3 protein-coding genes are annotated in these 2,420 nt (G+C 73.9%); all 3 read left to right on the forward strand.

The features are described from left to right. Window positions 1–936: threonine synthase (thrC, locus tag VF825_RS10355; protein WP_331112896.1), on the forward strand; the 936-nt coding region annotated here is incomplete at its 5' end. Window positions 937–938: 2 nt separating this feature from the next. Further along, complete coding sequence (gene thrB, locus VF825_RS10360; RefSeq protein WP_331112898.1) at window positions 939–1,892, forward strand: homoserine kinase; 954 nt, start codon at window positions 939–941, stop codon at window positions 1,890–1,892. Between the two features lie 281 nt (window positions 1,893–2,173). After that, window positions 2,174–2,420, forward strand: a 247-nt coding sequence (locus tag VF825_RS10365) for a Rho termination factor N-terminal domain-containing protein (RefSeq protein WP_331112900.1), incomplete at its 3' end; no start/stop codon positions are given.

Genomic DNA, 2,420 nt, shown 5'->3' on the forward strand with positions numbered 1-2,420 from the left:
GGCCTGAACCCGACCGGCTCGTTCAAGGACCGCGGCATGACGACGGCGATCTCGGTCGCCGCCCGCGCCGGCGCCCGCGCCGTCATCTGCGCCTCCACCGGCAACACCAGCGCCTCGGCGGCCGCCTACGCCACCAAGGCGGGGATGGCCTGCGGGGTGCTCGTCCCCGACGGCAAGATCGCTATGGGCAAGCTCAGCCAGGCGATCGCCCACGGTGCGACGCTGCTGCAGGTCGAGGGCAACTTCGACGACTGCCTGACCCTGGCCCGCAAGCTGGCCGAGGCCTACCCGGTGGAGCTGGTCAACTCGGTCAACCCGGCCCGCATCGAGGGGCAGAAGACCGCGGCGTTCGAGGTGGTCGACGCCCTCGGCGACGCCCCCGACATCCACTGCCTGCCGGTCGGCAACGCCGGCAACATCACCGCCTACTGGCGCGGCTACCGCGAGTACCTCGCCGAGGGCTCCCTGACCGGTATGCCGGGCCCGGCCACCCGCCTGCCCCGCATGTGGGGCTTCCAGGCCGAGGGGGCGGCGCCGATCGTGGCCGGCCACCCGATCGACCACCCGGAGACCATCGCGACGGCGATCCGCATCGGCAACCCCGCGTCGTGGAAGCAGGCGGTGGAGGCCCGTGACGACTCCGGCGGCCGGATCGACGCCGTCAGCGACGCGCAGATCCTCGACGCCCACCGCATCCTCGCGGCGCGGGAGGGCATCTTCGTCGAGCCGGCGTCGGCGGCCAGCGTGGCCGGCCTGCTCGCCGCGGCCCACGACGGGCTCGTCCCGGCAGGGGCGACCGTGGTGTGCACGGTGACCGGGCACGGGTTGAAGGACCCCGCCTGGGCGCTCAAGGACGCCGACGGCGAGCCCGTGGTGCCCGTGCGGGTGCCCGTCGACGCGTTCACCGCCGCCGGCGCCCTCGGGCTCGAGGGCTGAACGTGGTCAGCCCGCTCGTGCCCGGGTCCTGCGTGCGGGTCCGGGTGCCGGCCAGCAGTGCCAACCTCGGGCCCGGCTTCGACTCGATCGGCCTGGCGCTGGGCCTGTGGGACGAGTGCACGGTGACCGTGTCCGGCACCCCCGGCCTGCAGGTCGAGGTCGCCGGCGAGGGGGCGGCCAGCGTGCCCCTGGACGAGAACCACCTCGTCTACCGCTCCATGGTCCGCGCCTGGGCCGAGCTCGGCGTCGAGCCCCCGGCCGGCCTGACCATGAGCTGTCTCAACGCGGTGCCGCACGGTCGCGGGCTGGGCTCCTCGGCGACGGCCATCGTCACGGGAGTCGTTGCGGCGCAAGGCCTGCACGACCTCGCCGCCGGTGTGGAGGACCTCGACCGCGGGCTCGACCGGGAGTTCACCAACGACCTGTCGAGTGCGGTCGAGGGCCACCCCGACAACGCCTCGGCCAGCGTCTACGGCGGGATGACCCTGTCCTGGTCCGAGGCGGACGCCCCGCGCCACACGCGCACCGTCCAGCTGGCTGTCAGCCCCGAGGTCACCCCGGTGCTGCTGGTCCCCCAGGAGCAGCTGGCGACGAGCACGGCGCGGGCGGTGCTCCCGGACCACGTGCCGCACGCTGAGGCGGCGCTGAACTCGGCGCGCGCGGCGCTGCTGGTGGAGGCCGTGACCCGGCGGCCGGACCTGCTGCTGCCGGCCACGCGGGAGTGGCTGCACCAGGAGCAACGGCGCGCCGCGCTCGGTGCCTCGATGACGCTGGTGGACCGGCTGCGCGACCGGGGGCACGCCGCCGTCATCTCCGGCGCCGGCCCGAGCGTCCTCGTCCTCAGCACCCGCGCCGACGCCGACGCGGTCGCCACGCTGGTGCCGGCGCAGGGGTGGCAGGTGCTGCGCCCCGGCATCGCCGGCACGGGCGCGCGGATCGACCGGGTTGCGGGCTGACCTGCGGGAATGACCATCCGGCGCAACACGTTTGACACTTCGCACATGGCAGTCGTGCGGTGGTGTTACCCTGAGGACGCACCCCGGCGACGAACGCCGATCATCCCCCCTGGTCGAGCCAGTCGCCACGGTGCACCAACCACCATGTGAGCGCAACGCTCCCGTTGCGTCCTGCTGCGCTACCCGCCAGCACACATGGCCCTCCATCGATCAGGTTCTGACCTGACGCAGACCCCGGTTCCGCACTCTGGCGGACCGAATACGAGGGGGAAGGATCCTTCGTGACAGACACCACCGAGCTCGTCGCAATGCCTGAGGGCAGCGGCGGGACCACTCGTCGTACGGGCGGTCTGAGCACCATGCGCCTCGCCGAGCTCCAGGGGCTCGCCACGAGCCTGGGCATCACCGGGACGGCGAAGATGCGCAAGGGCGACCTGCTCACCGCCATCCGCGCCCGCCAGGCCGGCGGCTCCGCCCCGGCTGCCGAGACCCCGGCCCCGGCCACCGACGCCCCGGCCAACGGCCAGC

Origin of the sequence: Oryzihumus sp., assembly GCF_036391795.1 — a bacterium.
Lineage (GTDB): Bacteria > Actinomycetota > Actinomycetes > Actinomycetales > Dermatophilaceae > Oryzihumus.